A 15,410-nucleotide genomic window follows, 5' to 3' on the forward strand; every position below is an offset into this window, starting at 1 on the left:
CGTCCCCGATTCCCGGTAGGTGCCCACCTTGGTGGGCACGCTCTGGGGCCGCCGGTTTCCCGGTAGGTGCCCACCTTGGTGGGCACGCGGGCACTGCGTGTGCCAACCAAGGTTGGCACCTACCAGGCGCCGAGGCGCGGCGCGTGCCAACCAAGGTTGGCACCTACCAAAAGCGGGTCAATTGGCACCTACCAGAAGTGGGTCAAGTCGCGGTTGGTGCTTGCGCCCGGCCGGTCAGCCTGCGGTTCGGGGTTTGCGCGTGCGCTTGGGCTTCGCCGCATCACTGCTGCTGGCTACGCCGTCCTGCAACGCCTGCAGCCACGACAAGGTATCCACGTAATCAATGAAATGCCGCAGGTAGCCGGGGCTGGCGCCCTGCATGGTGTCCAGCATGCGCTGCACCAGCACCGCCGAGTTCAGCGGGCCGCCGTCAGCCGGGGCTTCGGCGCGCAATGATCGCTTCACCTGAAGTTCGCTGCGCAGGGCCGACCACTCGCGGCGCACCGTTTCCAGCATCGGCACCTGCGGGTAGTGTTCGCGCGCGCGCGAACCGGCATCCAGATCGCGTACCAGGGCGCGCAACCCCTCACGCGCAGCGCTGGTAGCCGGCTTATTTGCCATCGCCAGCCTTCGGCTTGGGAATCGGCGCGATCTCCACGCGGCGGTTGCGCGCGCGGCCGGCTTCGTCTGCATTGGAACTGACCGGCTGCTCGCTGCCGAAGGCGGCGGCAAACACGGCATCGGCCGGCACGCCGTCGGCGATCAGGGTACGGGTCACGGTCAGCGAACGCTGCGCGGACAACTCCCAGTTGTCGGCGAAGCGGCGGTTGCCATCGCGGATCGGCGCATCGTCGGTGAAGCCGCTCACCATCAGGATTTCATCGCGGGAACCCAGGTAGGCCGACAGCGGGGCGGCCAGGCTGCGCAGCAGTTCCTGGCCTTCCGGCTGCAGCTGGTCCGAGTTCAGCGCGAACAGCACGTTGCCGCTGATGCCGATGCGGCCATCGACCAGGGTCACCCGTCCGGCAGCCAGCGGCCCGGCCAGTGCCTGTTCCAGCGTCTGCAACCGCTTGGCCTCGGCCTGGCGCTGCTTCACTTCGGCGTCCAGGCGTTGCGACAACTCCAGCTGCACCGCTACCACGCCCACCAGGATCAGCACGAAGGCGCCCAGCAGCACGGACATCAGATCGCCGAAGGCGGCCCAGATCGGGGCGTGTGAACCGCCATCGACCTCCAGTTCGTCGCTCATGCGCTGCCGGCCTTGCCACGGCGCGCGGCCAGCTGCTGCAGTTCGTCCATCACCTGCTTCTGCGACAGCAGGCTCAGGTCGACCACTTCACGGGCCTGGGCAACGTAGTAGGCCAGCTGTTCATCGCTGCGTGCCAACGAGGCATCCAACGCGCCGCCAATCTGTTCCAGGCGGCCGGACAGCTCGACCGCTGCGCTGCCGAACTGTTCCACTGCCGCGCCGAAGTTGCCGGCCAGCTGGCCCACATCGTCGGCGCTGCCGCTCAACTGCGCGGCAATGCCATCCAGCTTGCCGGTCTCGGCGGCGATGTGATCGGTGAAGCGGCTGCCCACGCGTTCCAGCAGCTCGGCCGAACCGCCCACCAGTGCGTCCACCGCGCTGCGCTGTTCGTGCGAGGCATGGTTGATGGCCTCCAGCAGGGTCTGCACGGTGGCCAGCAGGTGGCCGCGTTCTTCCAGTACGGCGTTGTCGCGTACCAGGCTTTCCGACAGCGTGTTGCGCAGTTCGTTGATGACTTCGGCGGCGGCCTTCGGCGCCTGCGCGGCGGTCTGCAGCAGGGTGGACACTTCGGCCAGGGTGGCGCTGGCCTGCGCGCGGCCGTTGTCGCCAATCTGCTGGGCCGTGTCGGCCAGGGTCTGGCACACGGTCTGCTGCTGCGCGGTCAGATCGGCAGAGGCCGCCTGCAGTGCATCGGTCCAGCGCTGCAGGCGCTGTTCGTCGCTGGCCTGCAACTGCGCCTGCAGGGCCGCGTGGGCCTGCTGCAGATCGGCGCTTACTGCATCCCAGCGCGCCTGGCGCTGCTGTTCGCGGGTGTCCAGGCTGGCCTGCAGTTCGGCATGCGCGGCGGCTGCGGCGGCCTGTGCGTTGTGCCAGTCCTGGGTACGCTGCTGCTCGTGGGCCTGCAGCAGCGCCTGGCTGTCGGCATGGCGCGCATCCAGCGTCTGCAGCAGGGCCTGCGCCTGGGTGTGCAGGCTGTCGTTGGCGCTTTGCAGCGCGTGCTGCTGGCGCTCGGCCAGCTCGCGGTTCAGCGCGTGCTGCTGCTCGGCGGCCGTGCGCCAGGTGTCGGCATGGCGCTGGGCATCGCCCTGCAGGCGCTCACCCAGGCTGGCCAGCAGCGTTTCACTCTGGCGGGCCTGGCCGTCGCTGAAGGCCTGCAGGTGCTGCCGCAGTTCGGTCACCAGCGCCTGCTGGGCCTGGGTCTGCTCATCCACCACGCGCGCCCAGCTGGCCTCGGTGGCCACGCGGCTGCGCTCGAAGCCGTCGGCCAGCCCGGCCAACTGCTGCTGCACGGCCTGTTCGACGCGCGCATGCAGTGCCTGGCCGTGGCTGGCCAGACCGGCCAGCGTGGTTTCGGCCAAGGGCTGCAGGGCGCCGCCAATGGCGCTGGCGCTGGCTTCGGCGCCTTCGAGCAGCGATTGCTGCAGCGAAACCGCCAGCCTTTCCTGTAGCGCCTGGCTCTGGGTCAGGAACTCGCCCTGGCCGGCCAGCAGGCGCTCGTTGGCGGCACTGCTGTGCTGCTCGAACGCACGGGTCATGTCCTGCAGCCGGTCCACCAGTGCGGGCAGGGCGGTGGACTGTGCCTGCAGCAGGCGCAGCGATTCGGCACGCTGCCAGGCCTGCGAATGCGGGTGCAGGTCGCCGGCGATGGCGCGGTCCAGCTGCTGCACGGCCTGCAGGCGGTCGCGGCGCAGCAGGGCGGCCAGCAGACCCAGCATGGCCGAGCTGGCCACACCGGCAATGGAGGTGCCGAAGGCCACGGCCAGGCCCTGCACCGGCGACGCCAGTGAACCGCGGATGGCGGCCATATCGGTGGCGCTCTGCAGGGCCAGGCCGGTGCCGCGCAGGGTGTCCATCATGCCCAGCAGGGTGCCCAGCATGCCCAGCAGCACCAGCAGCCCCACCAGGTACGGGGTCAGCACCGGCGCGGGCAGGGCGGTGCGCTCGCCTTCCACGCGCAGGCGCACCGCGTTGCGCAGGCCGGCCGGCACGCGCTCCAGCCAAGGCTGAAGGCTGTCCTTGGCCAGCGATACATCGGCCAGTGCGGCACGCAGGCCGTTGCTGGCCTGACGGTAGCGGTACAGCTCCACGCCACCGGCCACGTAGCAGGCCGCGATAACCGCTGCCACCAGCGCGCCCAGCGGATGCACGGCCACATAGCCAATGCCGATCCAGCACACGGCCAGCAGGCCCACAAGGAAGACAACGACGGGGAAGACGGTTCTGGACATGGTGTTCCGGTCAGTGGGGGCGCAGGGCTGCAAGCAGCCCATGAATCGGGTGGAAGCGCAGTTCAAGTTCGGCCAGCAGCAGGCTGCGCATGTCATTCCTGAAGGGAGCGCGCCAGCCGGGCTGGCCATGCACGCGCTCGAAGCGCGCGCCCAGCACGGCCGGGGCGGTGGCCAGCAGGGCGTGTTCGCGCGGGCTCAGGGTCTGTTCCATCACCGCGTCGACCTCGGCCAGCCGCGCCAGTTCGGGCGTGGTCTGTACCAGTTGGTCACGCAGGCGGCCGCGCAGGCGGCCGGTGGCGGTCTGCATCGCCCGTTGCAGCACCAGATAGCGCTGCCGCAGCGAAGCGAAATTTGCGGTGGCGGCCGCCTCGGCCAGGTCCAGCAGGCGCTCGGCCTCGGCATCCTCGTTCAGCGAGGCCAGCAGGCTGGTCTCGGCCTGGGCGCAGTCGGCCAGCAGATCGTCCAGCGCTTCGACCGGCTCGGCAGCCTCGGGCAGGCGGCCATCCAGGGCCCCGGACAGGGCCACGGCACGGCTCCAGTCCACCCACTGGCCGAGGCGATCGGTCAGGGCAGGACTGGTGGCCGGCATCGCGCCGTCACTGAGACGGGCGAGCAGACGGAGGAAGTCCGGTCCGCCCAGGACCGGCTGCACTGCGTTCGCCATCAAGGGGTTGGGGGCCAAAACCGTTGATTTTACAGCCAGATGACCCTGGCCGTATGAAAGGGCCGGCGGCATGCCGCCCGTGCCCGGCAGCGGGCGTACAATGGCCGGCTGCACTACCGCACCTGAATCCACTGGAGTTCCGCATGACCCTGGCGCAGTTCTACCCCATCGGCACCCCCGGCCAGCCCTGGGGCGATGCTGAACGCGCACAGTGGCGGGCCCGCCAGCAGAAGCAGCGCAGTTACCACGACGATGTGGTGGCCGAGCTGGAACGCCTGGACGAGCGCTTCGACGTGATGCAGTACGGCCAGCTGGATTACGCGCCCGACCATTACCCGCTGTTTGCGGTGGTGAACCACGACTGGAACCCGGCGCTGCCCACCGCGCTGGTGACCGGCGGCGTGCACGGCTACGAGACCAGTGGCGTACATGGCGCCCTGCAGTTCCTGCAGGACCAGGCCGAGCGCTACCTGGGCCGCTACAACCTGATCGTGGCGCCTTGTGTCAGCCCGTGGGGCTACGAGCGCATCCAGCGCTGGAACCCGGACGCCATCGACCCGAACCGCAGTTTCCGTGACGGCGGCCAGATCGAGGAAGCGGCGGCCCTGATGCGCTGGCTGGCCGAGCGCAAGCCGAACATCCGGGTACACCTGGACCTGCACGAAACCACCGACAGCGATCTGCACGAGTTCGACCCGGCACGCTGCGCCCGCGACGGCAAGCCGTTCGAGCGCGACACCATTCCCGATGGCTTCTATGTGATCGGCAACAGTGAAGACCCGCAGCCGGAATTCCAGAAGGCGCTGATTGCCGCGGTGGCGCCGATCACCCATATCGCCCCGGCCGACGCCGAGGGCAACCTGGTCGGTCTGCCGCTGCAGTCGCCGGGCGTGGTCTGGGGCGAATCGCGTTCGATCGGTGCCTGCGCCGGCTTTACCGATGCGTTGTATGCCACCACCACCGAGGTCTACCCGGACAGCCCGCGCACCAACCCGCTGGAATGCAACGACGCCCAGGTGGCGGCGGTGTGCGCCGGTCTGGATTTCGCGCTGGCCGCGCCGTAACCCGGTAGCGCCGGGCCATGCCCGGCGAGGGGGCACGGCCACCCGGCCTAGCAGCTGGGCACTTCGTCCGGGCGCGGTGCCAGGGCCAGGGCCGGGCGTTCGTCGGCCACGGCAACGAACAACGCGTTGTAGCCGCGCATGTCGCAGTCCACGCCGGTGCGGTAGGAATTCAACACCAACCGTACCTGGCCGCTGAAGTAGTGCTGCTGCTTCAAGCCGGCCTTGCGCTGGGCCGGCGACAGCAGCGCGCTGATGATCGTGTCGGTGTTGCGGATCCAGATCTCACTGACCGGGCCACGGCCCGCATCGTGCGGCAATCGCCGCTGGCTGGCCGCGTCCGGTTTCAGCACCACCCGGTAGCCGCCACCGAAGCCCTCGCTTTCCGGCTCCCAGGCGACCTGCAGCGTGCCCGATACGGTGGCGCTGCCGCTGAAGCGGGTTTCGTTCGGCGCGACAAAGACCGAACGCTTGAAGGGCGACGGTTCGGAGGAGATGAATCGCGCCTCCTGGGCTTGGGCATTGGCTGCACCCAGGGCGAATGTGGCGACCACGAACAGCAGGGCGTGTGCTTTCATGCGGCGGTCCGGGCCGGGGCAGGGGCGATCTGCTGCGCACACTAGCACCGCACTGGCCTGCGGTCACTCGGTGGCGGCGCCTGCGCCCTGCGGGCCGTTCGGGAACGCTTTCGGGCAGACCCGTGCGTACTGCAGGGCCGAGATCGGGTTGTAGCAGTAGATGTTGGTGATGGTGAAGGTGCCGGTGGCCGGGTCGACGGGTGCCCAGCAGTCGCCGGGCACGCCGAGGGTGCAGAACAGGAAGGGGTTGTCGTTGTAGTAGGGGATGGGCTCGTAGTAGTTGTCCGACTGCGCCCCTGCCGGCAGGGCGAGCAGCTGCAGCAGCACCAGCGCGCAGACGCCGCGTGTTCTCTTCATTGCAGGTTCTCCCTTCTTCACAGCATGCGGCTGCTGTCATGGTGGGCGTTGCCGCGAAGGCCGGTCGCTTCCGGCAACGGTGACGGCGATGCGGCGAAGGTGCCCATCGGTAGTGCATCCTGCGTTGCCATGGCCGGCGTTGCTGCCGGTGCCGGTGCCGGTGCCGGCGCCGGCGCCGAAGAAAGCCCAGGTGAGCCCGACATGCCCGGCGGCGGTGTCGGGCTGGCAAACGGCGAATAGGCCATGAAGGCGCCCATGTTGCCCTGCCACATGGCCGCGCCGATGGTAGGCGCCGTGATGATGAGCGCGGTCATCAGCAGCCCGATGCCGCCTTGTTGCAGCGCCTGCGATGACAAGCCTTCGCCAGTGTCGATCGGGAGCAGCTCCATCACCCAGTAGGCGGCGGCCACTTTGGCGGTGAACTTCAGCACCATGGCCGACACCACCGACAGGAGGGACATCGAAAACAGCGTGCCCAGCACGTAGAACAGCCACTTCTTGAACAGGTCCTTGGTCTGTTCGAACATCAGGGCGAGGATGAAGATCGGCCCGATGCCCATCAGGAACGCCATGGTGAACTTGAACAGCAGCAGCATGGCACCGGCGGCCATGGGCGGGCTGGCGGTACCGAAGCTGGCCAGCTGCATGGCGCGGCCTTTCTTTTCGATCAGTTCGGGATCGCTTTCATCCACGTGGATGGCGTCCAGCGCTGACAACGCCAGCTGCGTGTACATCAGGTTCTCGTCAATCGCATCGGCTGCACCGCCGCTGCGCTTGCCGGTAAACAGCTGGTGGATCTCCTTGTCCAGGTTGTCGGTAACCGCCTTGTGCAGTGCCGTGCCATTGGCCCCCGCGGCGGTGGCGGCCATGACCACCAATGCCACTTTTGCCGCCCGCCCCATGATCGCCATGGCCGACTGTTGCGAGCGCCCGGCGGCGAGCGCGTAGCCCTGGATCAGCACCCAGAACGTGGTGAGCGTCATTGCGGTGAAGGTGACCCATCGCGCGGCGCGGCGGGTAAGGTCCAGCCCGAATTCGGCGATCTCTCTGTCGAAGTAGTCACTTACCAGTCGGAAGAACAGGAAGTTCCCCGGCGTGATGTCTGCAAGAAGCGGTAGGCCGAACGCGGCGGTGTCAACGAATCCATTCATGCCATCTGTCCATCGGTGGGGGGAGAGGGAACGGCGACGCCTCAGTTCGACAGCGCCCTTGCCAGCACGGCGCCCCGTACCAACTGGCCCAGCAGGCTGGGGGGCTTGCCGTCCAGCGCCTGGCGCGCCAGCTGCGCCCGTTGTGCGGTCAGGCCTTCGATGTAGCCGTCGTAGGCCTTCATCTGGGCCTGCCAGTGCTGCAGGTCCATTTCGTTCTGCGCAGCGAAGCGGTGGACTTCGTTGTCATTGGCGGCCAGCTTGCCTTGGCTGTTGCCGGTCTGGCTGCGCTGGGTCTGGATGGCCTCGAACTGCTGGTTGCGCTGGACCAGCCGATCGAGCATGCGCACGGTGGCGTTGTACTGGGTGTTCCTGGCGCGCACGATGCGCGCGCAGATGCGCGTCTGCTCGCTGGCTGCATCGCCGCCGATGCCTGGCAGCAGGTCGCCGAGCCGGCTCGTCAATCCGCCAATCCCGCGCCCTGCTGCGCCGGGGCAGCGCTCCTGCAGCTGGTAGTCCTCGCTGCGTTCGGAAAAGCTGTCGGTCATCACCGAATCGGTGCGCGGCAGTGGATTGAGCTGGATCAGCTGTTGTTTGTAGTGTTCGACCTGCTGCTTGTAGTGCTCGGCCTGGCGCTTGTACTGCTCGATGGCCTTGGCCATCGACTGCGGGTCGTTGACGGTCCAGGTGGCATGCGCGGGCCCGGCCAGCAGCAGCATGGCAACGGCGACACACGCCAGCAGGCGCATCGCGCGGGAACGAACGGGTGAGGTGCGAGTCATGGCAATCCTTGCAAACCGGGCGGGGTACCTGCGGTTCCAGCGCCGTGCGATCACGGCTCCTTCCGCGGTGCCCACATTCCATTGCCAGGGCACGAGGGCGGTCAATCAGAAACCTTGCACCTCGTGTCGTATGTGACTGGTGGCGCCGTGTCGACGGCAGCGGGAACGAAGACGCGGTACGGATTTGCGGTGGTTCAGCCGCCGCAGCTCGCAGACGACATGCCGCTCAACAGCCTGTGGAAGCGGCGCCCTGAATCTGTCCGTTCACGCCATCGCGCGCGGGAACGACGTTGATCAGGGCGCCAGAGGCTAACCGTTGAACAGTTCCTGTCCGCAACGCGGGCATTCACCGGTGGCCAGCGCGCGTTTGCCAAACCTGCCCAGCAGATGGCGCGAACAGGCCGGGCAGACCAGTCCGTCGGGCAGCGGGCGGTTGCGTGGGTTGTGCAGCAGGATGTGGGCGAGCAGGCCCAGCAGCACCCCCAGATGCAGCAGCGTGGGCAGGGGCTTCAGGTGCAGGGGCGTTATCGAAAGCACCAGCGACGGCACCGTTGCGACAATGCCGAACAGCCAGAGGTGCTTGATCAGGAACTGCTTTTCCACGGCACGGAAGGCGGTCTGCAGGTAACGGAAGCGGCCGCGGGTCATGGCTGTGCGCCTGCGCCATCGCCGTGCAGGCGATCACCCACCTGTGCGCTCAGCGCCAGGCACGCCATCATCAGCCCTTCCATTACGCGATCACCCAGGCATTCCTCGTCGTTGCCGCTCTGCCGCACGCGTTCGGCGGCCAGCAGCAGTTCCTGCACCACGCGCAGGCCGGCCACGGCGCAGTCGGCATCGGCCAGTTGCATGCGCCGGGTCGGCAGCGGGTGCTGTTCGGGCCAGGGTTGGCCATTGGCGGCGGCGCCGCAGGCGATACGACGCAGTGTGGCGGCGAAGGTGGTGGGGTCGGCGGCCGCCGGGCGGGCAGGGCGCAGCGGCGAAACATCAGGCGTGGTCATGGCGTGGCTCCGAAAGGGGCAAGCAACAACCGCCACACAAAGGTGGCGGGCGGTACGCGGTTCGAATCCGGATAAAGCCAAGCCGGCGGGCGTGAACGCCCCCGCGCACCGCCCGCCATGGCCGGCAGGCGGATTGCCAGCCGACGCCGCACACGGCGGCGCCGACTGGCAAGCGCAATCACTCAGCTTTAATGCGGGATTCGAAGCCCGGCCATCCGTAATCGATGGCCCGCCATCTGTAACCGCGGTGATGCCGAATGCCAATCAGAAAAGTTGAAGAACGCATTCTGATAGCGACGCTTTCGGCATTGTCGCAGGCTGTTAAGCAATCTCCATCCAATATGGCGCTTGGCGCTGCGCCCAACCGGCAATCTGCGACACAGTGCCGTGTTGAACACCTGCACTTACACACCGCAACGTGGCATTTGCGACAAGGCCTTAGCCCAGCGCGTCCTGCACCGCCGCCACGAACGCGCGCACTTTCGGCGGCACCCGGCTGGCGCTGGGGTAGACCGCCCAGATATCCAGCGGTTCGGGCGCGGCGTCATCCAGCGTGATCGCCTGCACATCGCCGCGCGCCAGCGCATCGCGCACATACCACTGCGACAGATTGGCGATGCCCAGCCCGCCCGCGCAGGCTTCATACACGGCTTCCACCGAACTGGCCGTCAGCCGGCCCGCCACCCGCTGCCGCAGCGGCTTGCCCTCGCGCAGGAACGCCCAGTGGCGGGTGCCGCTGGCGGCGAGGCACTCGTGCGCTGCCAGATCGGACAGCAGCTGCGGCTGGCCACGCTGTTGCAGGTACGCCGGCGAAGCGATCAGCACGCGTGGGTTGTCGGCCAGACGCCGCGCCACCAGCCGGTTGTCGCGCAGCGGCGCAATGCGGATGGCCACATCAATCCCCTGCGCGACGATATCCACCTGTTCGTCGGTGGTGTGCAGATCCACGTGCAGGCGCGGGTGCTCGGCCATGAAGGCCGGCAGCAGCGGCGCCACCACCCGGCGCCCGAATGCGGTGGACGCGGTGATGCGCAACTGGCCGCTCAGGCCGCCGCCATCGGGGTGCAGGTCGGCCAGGGCATTGGCCTGGCCTTCCAGCAGCGCCTGCGCGTAGGGCAGGAACACCTCGCCATCGCTGGTGGGCGACAGGGAACGGGTGGTCCGGTGCAGCAGGCGCGCACCCAGCTCGGCCTCCAGCGCACCCAGGCTGCGCGAGGCCGACATGGCGGTCAGGCCCAGCTTGCGCGCCGCGCCGGCCAGGCTGCCCACGCGCACGGCTTCCACGAACACCTGCACATCGCTCAAATTCATTGTAACGATTTCCGTTTGGCTGGCCTAACTGATTGGCAGTCTACTGCATGAATCGATATGCGCTCATAGTTTCGCCACGCCCACTCCGGGTGCGAATCGAGCCCGATCCATGAGCACTGCAACGTCACCGGCACAACCCGCCGCGCTACCGGCCCTCACCCCGGCCCTCACCCTGGTGATGGCCCTGTGTGCGGGCCTGGCCGTGGCCAACATCTATTACAACCAGCCCATGCTGGGCCTGATGCAGCGCGAGCTGCCGGGCACGCTGACCGGCCTGGTGCCGACCGCCACCCAGCTGGGCTACGCGCTGGGCCTGTTCGCGCTGGTGCCGCTGGGCGATCGCATGGAGCGCCGCCGCCTGATCGTGGTGCAGTTCACCCTGCTGGCCGTGGCCCTGGCATTCACCGCGCTGGCGCCCAGCGGCGCCATGCTGCTGGCCGCCTCGCTGCTGGTGGGGGTGACCGCCACCGTGGCCCAGCAGATCGTGCCGCTGGCCGCCGCACTGGCCGCGCCCGAACGCCGCGGCGCCACCATCGGCATCGTCATGTCCGGTGTGCTGTGCGGCATCCTGCTCAGCCGCACCCTGTCTGGCGCGGTGGGCGACCACGCCGGCTGGCGCGCCATGTTCTGGCTGGGCGTGCCGCTGGCGCTGGGTGCGGCGGTGCTGGCACGCACGCTGCTGCCGGTCAGCCAGCCCACGCAGGGCGCAAGCTATCCGGCGCTGATGCGTTCGCTGGTGGGCCTGTGGCGGGAACTGCCGGTACTGCGCCGTGCCGCCATCACCCAGGCCTTGCTGTTTGCTGCGTTCGCCGCGTTCTGGACCACCTTGTCGCTGCGCCTGCCGCAGGTGAATGCCCACTACGGCGCACAGGTGGCGGGGCTGTTCGGCATTGTCGGTGCGGTCGGCATCCTGGCCGCACCGCTGGCCGGCCGCATTGCCGACCGCCGTGGCCCGCACCTGGCCATCATCGCCGGCAGCGCGCTCACCCTGCTGTCGTGGCTGCTGCTGGGCCTGTGGCCGTCCATCATCGGCCTGGTCGTGGGCTGCGTTCTGCTGGACCTGGCCGTGCAGGGCGTGCTGGTTTCGCAGCAGCACGTGGTCTACGCACTGCGGCCGGAAGCCCGTTCGCGGCTCAACACGCTGTTCATGGGCTCGATGTTCCTGGGCGGTGCCGCCGGTGCCGCAGCCGCCAGCTGGGCCTGGTCGCTGGATGGCTGGCGTGGCGTGGTGGTGTTGTCGATTGGTCTGGCGGCGCTGGCCACCGCACTGCAGCTCGGCACCCGCGCCGCAGCGCGCTGAACACCTTTCTCATCTTTCCCCCACGTTGAAAGGACACCCTGATGAGCCCGTTCGTCAGCCACACCGTGCGTGCCAATGGCATCCGCCAGAACTTCATCGACGCCGGCAACGGCGCCCCGGTGGTACTGCTGCACGGCTTTCCGGAAACCAACTACGCCTGGCGTCACCAGATTCCGGTGCTTGCGGCCAACCACCGGGTGATTGCGCCCGATCTGCGCGGCTACGGTGAAACCGAGAAGCCGGCCACCGGCTACGACAAGCGCAGCATGGCGCAGGACATCGTGGCCCTGCTGGACACGCTGGGCATCGACAAGGTGGCGCTGGTCGGGCACGACCGCGGCGCCCGCGTGGCCACGCGCCTGGCCAAGGATCACCCGCAGCGCGTGGACCGCCTGGTGGTGATGGACAACGTGCCCACCCGCATCGTGGCGCGTGAACTGAACGCCTCCATCGCCAAGGCGTACTGGTTCTTCCTGTTCCACCTGGTGCCGGACCTGCCCGAAGCGCTGATTGCCGGCAATGAAGCGAAATGGCTGCGCTGGTTCTTCTCTGACTGGGCTTACGATCCGGCCGCGATCAGCGGCGAAGCCTTCGACACCTATGTGCGTGCCTACAGTGCGCCGGGTGCGGTGCGCGCGGCGATGTCGGACTACCGCGCCAACGCAGTGGACGTGCAGCAGGACCTGGAAGACGCGCACGTGCGCATTGCTTGCCCGACGCTGGCCCTGTGGGGTGCGGAATTCGAGGCGGTGGGGCGCATGTTCGACATGCCACAGGTCTGGGCGGAAATGGCCGAGAACCTGCGTGCGGTTGCCATCGAACGCTGTGGCCACCTGCCGCATGAAGAGCGCCCGGAGGTGGTGAACGGCCTGCTGATGGAGTTCCTGCAGGACTGGAGGGGCTGACGGACAGCGCTGCTGCAGACACGGCTGCACACGGTGCAGTACACCGCCATGTATCCCCGAGCCTATTGGCCTTTTCGTTCAACACACGCAGGAATGCAATGATGCACAAGACACACACACTCGCGGCCGCACTGTTGCTGGCCGTTGCCTCGGCGCTGCCGATGGCCGGCATGGCGGCCGAACCCGCTGCGGCGGCCGTGCAGCAGCCACAGCAGGCACCGGGCTTCTCCCGCATGCAGCTGGGCACGTTCCAGGTGACCGCACTGCTGGATGGCACGCATCTGTTCCCCGTGGACCAGTTGCTGCTGGGGGCGCGTCCTGGTGAAGTGGATCGGCTGCTGGCGCAGCAGTATCTGAAGGCGCCCGTAGAAGGGATGATCAACGCCTTCCTGATCGTGCAGGGCGACCGGGTGATGCTGGTCGACACCGGTGCAGGCGATCTGTACGGCGCCGAGGGCGGCGGCCTGGTCGCGGCGCTGCGGGCATCGGGGCATGGCCCGGCCGATGTGGACGACATCTTCATCACTCACCTGCATGAAGACCATGCCGGCGGCCTGCTGCGCGATGGCAAGGCGGTGTTCCCCAATGCCACGGTGCATGTGGCCAAGCGCGAGTTCGACTTCTGGACCAACAGCCGCAACCAGGACCAGGTGGGACCGCTGCAGCGTCCGTTCTTCGCCGCCGCGCAGAGCGTGCTGGCGCCGTATCGTGCGGCCGGCCGTGTGCAGACCTTCGAACCGGCAGGCCAGGACCTGGTGCCGGGGCTGCGTGCCTTGCCAGCCCCCGGCCACACCCCCGGCCACAGTGTCTACCTGCTGCACGATGCCGATCAGGCCATGCTGTTCTGGGGTGACACCGTGCATGTGGCGGCAGTGCAGTTCGACGATCCGCAGGTCGCCATCCGCTACGACTGGCAGAGCACCCAGGCCATTGCCTCGCGCGATGCCTTGTACCAGCAAGCGGTAGCGAACGGCTGGTGGATCGCCGCGGCACACATCTCCTTCCCCGGCATCGGCCATATCGCCGAAGGCGCGCCGTACCAGTACCGCTGGGTGCCGGCCAACTACACGCTCAATCGTTGAGGCAGACCGGCCGTACGTGGAAGCGTAGAATTCCTTCGCCGTTAGCGCCTGCATCCGCAGCGCCAGCGGCAAGGAACCCCACTGCAAATGGAATGTAGGTAATGAACGTAACTCCCTCCCTGTCGCGTGCACGCCGCATGCGTCTGAAGCTGCTGGCCCCGCTGCTGGCCGTCGCCGCCGCTGCACCGTCCGCCCACGCCTTGAACGCTACCCAGTGGCAGGCCATCGCGCCGTCGCTGCAGGCCGCGCTGGAATGCCGCGCCGCCCCCGATACCAACAACGCCGCCTGGAAGGCGCTGCCGCGCGAAGAAGACGGCAGCCTGAAGCCAATCACCCCGGCCGCCGGGTTCACCCTGTTCGGTCTGCCGGTGAAGGAAATCACCGCTTACATCGACGATAGCGATGGCATGGGCCAGAGCTACAGCGCCGAACTGGGCGCCAGCGTTGCCGCCGTGCGTAAGGCCGCCAAGCTGAATGCCGGCGGTGGCCGCGAAACCAAGCTGGGCTCGCTGATGGTGAGCGAAGGCAGCCCGGTTACGCTGACCTGCACCGTGCCGGGTGAGTACGACGAGCGCGACTACCAGGAAAACTGAGCGCGGCCGCCTCCCGGTGTCTTCGTCCTGCAGGCGCTTCCAGCGAAGCGCCTGCAACAGCGCGTCATTTCAATGTCGGCATCCGCAGCGGTGCTCCGTAGACGATGCCGACAATGGTTTCCAGGAACGTGTTGGTCGCGATGCGCTCGCCATTGGTGGCATAGGCAATGGCAATGCCGTCGGCCGGGTTGTAGACCACCCTGGCATGCGCGCCCAGTACATCGCCCCCGTGGCCGAGGAATGCATGTTGTCTGATGGGAAAGGCAGCCAGACCCATGCCCCAGCCGTCATGACCGCCCTCCGGCAGCATCATGGCCACGGTTTCAGCGCGCAGCAGCCGGTGCTGGAACAGCGCGGAAACAACGGTGTTTAGATCATTGGTAGTGCTTGCGATATCACCAACGCCGATCACGTTGCGGTAGTCGATATCCTTGATCGGCTGCCAGTGACCAACAAAGGTGTGCGAAGTGAAAGTGGCGCCCTGTGTGGCCAACGCGGCGGTGAAGTGCTTCAGCCCCAGCGGCGTGGCGATTTCCTCCTGCACGATCTGGTGGTAGGGGCGACCGTACTTCTGTTCCAGCACCAGACGCAGAAGGTAGTACGCGGAGTTGGAGTAGGCAGTGCGACTGCCGGGTGCGAACGCCACGCCCTGGCGCCTGATTTCCTGCAATATCTGCGCCTGACTGACAGGCTCGGTCACCCAGATGGCACCGTTCCGGATGGCGAAATTTCCCAATCCACTTGTGTGCTGCAACATCTGACCGATGGTGATGGTTTCACCCTGCGGGATGTTCTCTACATACGTTGAGAGCTTGTCTTCGAGGTGGAGATCATTACGTTCGATCAGCCTGAAGGTCAGGATGGCCGTGATCATTTTCGTGACCGATGCAATCGGGTAGGGCGTATCGGGACTCGGTGCCGGAACAGCGTCTTGCGGTTGACCAAAGCTGCGCATGTAGATCGGCTGCCCTTGCCTGAAAACGGACACGCTGCCACGGCCGGCGTTGTGGTCTTCGATGTAGCGCAGATATGCATCCAGGTTCTGTTGGTGGATGTCCTGCGCCTGCGCCTGCGGCGTTGCGGCCCGGGCCCGTGGGGGAACCGCAACCATGGGGACCAGTAACAGCAGGATCAACCATTTCATCGAGTGA

17 protein-coding genes are annotated in these 15,410 nt (G+C 67.4%); 5 read left to right on the forward strand and 12 right to left on the reverse strand.

Annotation, left to right across the window (positions count from 1 at the left end):
* Positions 1 to 234: 234 nt before the first annotated feature.
* Genes G4G00_RS10225 through G4G00_RS10240 form a run of 4 tightly spaced genes read right to left on the reverse strand, consistent with a single transcriptional unit; the run spans position 235 to position 4,141 of the window.
* Positions 235 to 621: a DUF2894 domain-containing protein gene (locus G4G00_RS10225; RefSeq protein ID WP_108753270.1), complete on the reverse strand. Its 387-nt coding sequence runs from the start codon at positions 619 to 621 to the stop codon at positions 235 to 237.
* Complete coding sequence (locus G4G00_RS10230; protein ID WP_108753269.1) at positions 611 to 1,249, reverse strand: OmpA family protein; 639 nt, start codon at positions 1,247 to 1,249, stop codon at positions 611 to 613. The genes G4G00_RS10225 and G4G00_RS10230 overlap by 11 nt, the downstream gene beginning before the upstream one ends.
* Entirely contained in the window at positions 1,246 to 3,477 is a 2,232-nt protein-coding gene (locus G4G00_RS10235) for a DUF802 domain-containing protein (RefSeq protein WP_164273151.1), read from the reverse strand. The genes G4G00_RS10230 and G4G00_RS10235 overlap by 4 nt, the downstream gene beginning before the upstream one ends.
* Before the next feature lie 10 nt (positions 3,478 to 3,487).
* Positions 3,488 to 4,141 (reverse strand): DUF3348 family protein, encoded by a 654-nt coding sequence (locus G4G00_RS10240; protein ID WP_164273153.1) that lies wholly within the window; start codon positions 4,139 to 4,141, stop codon positions 3,488 to 3,490.
* 143 nt (positions 4,142 to 4,284) lie between these two features.
* On the opposite strand from G4G00_RS10240, the gene G4G00_RS10245 reads away from it, so the two are divergent.
* Complete coding sequence (locus tag G4G00_RS10245) at positions 4,285 to 5,205, forward strand: M14 family metallocarboxypeptidase (protein WP_164273157.1); 921 nt, start codon at positions 4,285 to 4,287, stop codon at positions 5,203 to 5,205.
* A gap of 47 nt (positions 5,206 to 5,252) precedes the next feature.
* Here the strand turns inward: G4G00_RS10245 and G4G00_RS10250 are convergent, their stop codons facing one another.
* The 7 genes from G4G00_RS10250 to G4G00_RS10280 form a co-directional block, all read right to left on the reverse strand.
* Complete coding sequence (locus G4G00_RS10250) at positions 5,253 to 5,780, reverse strand: hypothetical protein (RefSeq protein WP_164273160.1); 528 nt, start codon at positions 5,778 to 5,780, stop codon at positions 5,253 to 5,255.
* Positions 5,781 to 5,843: 63 nt separating this feature from the next.
* Positions 5,844 to 6,137: a hypothetical protein gene (locus G4G00_RS10255; protein WP_164273163.1), complete on the reverse strand. Its 294-nt coding sequence runs from the start codon at positions 6,135 to 6,137 to the stop codon at positions 5,844 to 5,846.
* A gap of 17 nt (positions 6,138 to 6,154) precedes the next feature.
* Positions 6,155 to 7,288, reverse strand: a complete 1,134-nt coding sequence (locus tag G4G00_RS10260) for a type IV secretion system protein (RefSeq protein ID WP_164273166.1) — start codon at positions 7,286 to 7,288, stop codon at positions 6,155 to 6,157.
* Between the two features lie 41 nt (positions 7,289 to 7,329).
* Positions 7,330 to 8,067, reverse strand: a complete 738-nt coding sequence (locus G4G00_RS10265; protein ID WP_234414507.1) for a DUF4141 domain-containing protein — start codon at positions 8,065 to 8,067, stop codon at positions 7,330 to 7,332.
* A gap of 309 nt (positions 8,068 to 8,376) precedes the next feature.
* A complete protein-coding gene (locus tag G4G00_RS10270; protein WP_164273169.1) occupies positions 8,377 to 8,715 on the reverse strand; it encodes a hypothetical protein in 339 nt (112 codons plus the stop codon).
* Positions 8,712 to 9,068, reverse strand: coding sequence for a hypothetical protein (locus G4G00_RS21945; protein ID WP_240336115.1), 357 nt, complete (start codon positions 9,066 to 9,068; stop codon positions 8,712 to 8,714). Before G4G00_RS21945 ends, G4G00_RS10270 begins: the two co-directional genes overlap by 4 nt.
* A 438-nt stretch (positions 9,069 to 9,506) precedes the next feature.
* Positions 9,507 to 10,379 (reverse strand): LysR family transcriptional regulator, encoded by an 873-nt coding sequence (locus G4G00_RS10280; protein ID WP_108753261.1) that lies wholly within the window; start codon positions 10,377 to 10,379, stop codon positions 9,507 to 9,509.
* A 109-nt stretch (positions 10,380 to 10,488) separates the two neighbouring features.
* Here G4G00_RS10280 and G4G00_RS10285 point away from each other — a divergent pair, with 109 nt between their 5' ends.
* The 4 genes from G4G00_RS10285 (at position 10,489) to G4G00_RS10300 (ending at position 14,259) form a co-directional block, all read left to right on the forward strand.
* A complete protein-coding gene (locus G4G00_RS10285; protein WP_240336116.1) occupies positions 10,489 to 11,679 on the forward strand; it encodes an MFS transporter in 1,191 nt (396 codons plus the stop codon).
* Between the two features lie 41 nt (positions 11,680 to 11,720).
* Positions 11,721 to 12,584, forward strand: a complete 864-nt coding sequence (locus tag G4G00_RS10290) for an alpha/beta hydrolase (protein ID WP_164273172.1) — start codon at positions 11,721 to 11,723, stop codon at positions 12,582 to 12,584.
* 101 nt (positions 12,585 to 12,685) lie between these two features.
* Complete coding sequence (locus G4G00_RS10295; RefSeq protein WP_205515538.1) at positions 12,686 to 13,666, forward strand: MBL fold metallo-hydrolase; 981 nt, start codon at positions 12,686 to 12,688, stop codon at positions 13,664 to 13,666.
* A gap of 101 nt (positions 13,667 to 13,767) precedes the next feature.
* Entirely contained in the window at positions 13,768 to 14,259 is a 492-nt protein-coding gene (locus tag G4G00_RS10300) for a hypothetical protein (protein WP_159093981.1), read from the forward strand.
* Positions 14,260 to 14,323: 64 nt separating this feature from the next.
* Here G4G00_RS10300 and G4G00_RS10305 read toward each other — a convergent pair whose 3' ends face one another.
* Positions 14,324 to 15,403, reverse strand: a complete 1,080-nt coding sequence (locus tag G4G00_RS10305) for a serine hydrolase domain-containing protein (RefSeq protein ID WP_240336117.1) — start codon at positions 15,401 to 15,403, stop codon at positions 14,324 to 14,326.
* Positions 15,404 to 15,410: the final 7 nt, after the last annotated feature.

Source organism: Stenotrophomonas sp. B1-1 (genome assembly GCF_010894375.1).
Taxonomy (GTDB): domain Bacteria; phylum Pseudomonadota; class Gammaproteobacteria; order Xanthomonadales; family Xanthomonadaceae; genus Stenotrophomonas.

What these genes read in the sequence shown, in the direction of transcription:
- G4G00_RS10225 (WP_108753270.1), bottom strand. Translation starts at nt 621, where the DNA reads ATGGCAAATAAGCCGGCTACCAGCGCTGCGCGTGAGGGGTTGCGCGCC.
- G4G00_RS10230 (WP_108753269.1), bottom strand. Translation starts at nt 1,249, where the DNA reads ATGAGCGACGAACTGGAGGTCGATGGCGGTTCACACGCCCCGATCTGG.
- G4G00_RS10235 (WP_164273151.1), bottom strand. Translation starts at nt 3,477, where the DNA reads ATGTCCAGAACCGTCTTCCCCGTCGTTGTCTTCCTTGTGGGCCTGCTG.
- G4G00_RS10240 (WP_164273153.1), bottom strand. Translation starts at nt 4,141, where the DNA reads ATGGCGAACGCAGTGCAGCCGGTCCTGGGCGGACCGGACTTCCTCCGT.
- G4G00_RS10245 (WP_164273157.1), top strand. Translation starts at nt 4,285, where the DNA reads ATGACCCTGGCGCAGTTCTACCCCATCGGCACCCCCGGCCAGCCCTGG.
- G4G00_RS10250 (WP_164273160.1), bottom strand. Translation starts at nt 5,780, where the DNA reads ATGAAAGCACACGCCCTGCTGTTCGTGGTCGCCACATTCGCCCTGGGT.
- G4G00_RS10255 (WP_164273163.1), bottom strand. Translation starts at nt 6,137, where the DNA reads ATGAAGAGAACACGCGGCGTCTGCGCGCTGGTGCTGCTGCAGCTGCTC.
- G4G00_RS10260 (WP_164273166.1), bottom strand. Translation starts at nt 7,288, where the DNA reads ATGAATGGATTCGTTGACACCGCCGCGTTCGGCCTACCGCTTCTTGCA.
- G4G00_RS10265 (WP_234414507.1), bottom strand. Translation starts at nt 8,067, where the DNA reads ATGACTCGCACCTCACCCGTTCGTTCCCGCGCGATGCGCCTGCTGGCG.
- G4G00_RS10270 (WP_164273169.1), bottom strand. Translation starts at nt 8,715, where the DNA reads ATGACCCGCGGCCGCTTCCGTTACCTGCAGACCGCCTTCCGTGCCGTG.
- G4G00_RS21945 (WP_240336115.1), bottom strand. Translation starts at nt 9,068, where the DNA reads ATGACCACGCCTGATGTTTCGCCGCTGCGCCCTGCCCGCCCGGCGGCC.
- G4G00_RS10280 (WP_108753261.1), bottom strand. Translation starts at nt 10,379, where the DNA reads ATGAATTTGAGCGATGTGCAGGTGTTCGTGGAAGCCGTGCGCGTGGGC.
- G4G00_RS10285 (WP_240336116.1), top strand. Translation starts at nt 10,489, where the DNA reads ATGAGCACTGCAACGTCACCGGCACAACCCGCCGCGCTACCGGCCCTC.
- G4G00_RS10290 (WP_164273172.1), top strand. Translation starts at nt 11,721, where the DNA reads ATGAGCCCGTTCGTCAGCCACACCGTGCGTGCCAATGGCATCCGCCAG.
- G4G00_RS10295 (WP_205515538.1), top strand. Translation starts at nt 12,686, where the DNA reads ATGCACAAGACACACACACTCGCGGCCGCACTGTTGCTGGCCGTTGCC.
- G4G00_RS10300 (WP_159093981.1), top strand. Translation starts at nt 13,768, where the DNA reads ATGAACGTAACTCCCTCCCTGTCGCGTGCACGCCGCATGCGTCTGAAG.
- G4G00_RS10305 (WP_240336117.1), bottom strand. Translation starts at nt 15,403, where the DNA reads ATGAAATGGTTGATCCTGCTGTTACTGGTCCCCATGGTTGCGGTTCCC.